Origin of the sequence: Methylomonas sp. Kb3 (genome assembly GCF_002834115.1) — a bacterium.
Taxonomy (GTDB): domain Bacteria; phylum Pseudomonadota; class Gammaproteobacteria; order Methylococcales; family Methylomonadaceae; genus Methylomonas; species Methylomonas defluvii.
Genome location: NZ_PIZT01000064.1, coordinates 1 through 1123 on the forward strand (window position 1 = coordinate 1; position 1123 = coordinate 1123).

The 1123-nt window shown below is 54.1% G+C and carries 1 protein-coding gene; it reads right to left on the reverse strand.

Features of this window, described 5'->3' with window-relative positions:
* Nucleotides 1-7 precede the first annotated feature (7 nt).
* Nucleotides 8-1075, reverse strand: a complete 1068-nt coding sequence (locus CWO84_RS15440) for an IS630 family transposase (RefSeq protein ID WP_101053634.1) — start codon at nt 1073-1075, stop codon at nt 8-10.
* Between the last annotated feature and the right edge of the window lie 48 nt (nt 1076-1123).

Sequence of the window (1123 nt, forward strand, 5' to 3'; positions counted from 1 at the left end):
CTAGTGCTTAATTCCGTAAGTTAGCGATAGTATTTCGTAATTGCGCACCGCGGACCTCGCGTTTCCGCCATCGAAAAGGTGTAGCCGTTGGATTGTAAGCGGCAATAAAGTCTTCAATCGCTTGCCGCAGGGCTGCGATGTTTTGGAAACTGGCGCCGCGTAAAGCTTTACGAGACAGAATGCCGAACCAGATTTCCACCTGATTCAGCCAACTGGCTGAGGTGGGCGTAAAGTGGAAATGGACATTCGGATGCTGAGCCAGCCAGGCGTCGCATTTTTTGTGGGTACAGTAATTGTCCAGAATCACATGCAACTCTTGGCCAGCCGGCGTCTCGGCAACAATCGTGTCCATGAACCCGAGAAAATCTTCACGCCGCTTCGTTTCGGTTATCTGGGCGATGATGTTACCGGTTGCGACCTGCAGAGCTGCAAACAAATTCAGTGTCCCATGACGCTTATAGGTGCTCTGGAATCCGCGCGCGATCTTGCCACTGTCGGTTTCAACGTACCCGGTCATTCGTTCCAGCGCTTGGATACTGGGTTTTTCGTCGACACTGATGACTAAGGCATTCTCGGGCGGACTCAAATACAAGCCAACAATGTCCGCCGCCTTTACCGCAAATTCTTTGTCGGTACTCACACACCAGGATCGCTGTCGTTGCAGACAAATCCCTTCCTTGCGGAGCACGCGCCAAACCGCGTAAACCGAACTATCCAGAGCCAGAGCTACAGCGGGACCATCCCAGACGGCTTGTCCCTTTGGCGGTGGTAGCTCAAGGATTGCTAAGACACGCTGTCGAAAATGCTCATCATACGTCTTCGGTGCGCCCGGCCGAGGTTCGTCTGACAGCCCCAAAAGCCCCTGAGCCATAAAGCGGTTTCGCCACTTGATGACCGTATTGGCCCGCGTTCGGCATTGCGCTGCAACCGCTTGGACTTGCGCGCCATCCAGGCAGCCCAGAATCATCCGGGCTCGCTCGACTACTCGAGCTTCTTCCGTACGGCTCGCTGCGCGTCGCTCTAACTCTGCCCGCACGTCCGCGGAACACTCAATTTTTGGGGCTACTCGTGACATCCCTCCAAGATTACATTATTAGCGCTTAATAACGCAACTAAGCACTAG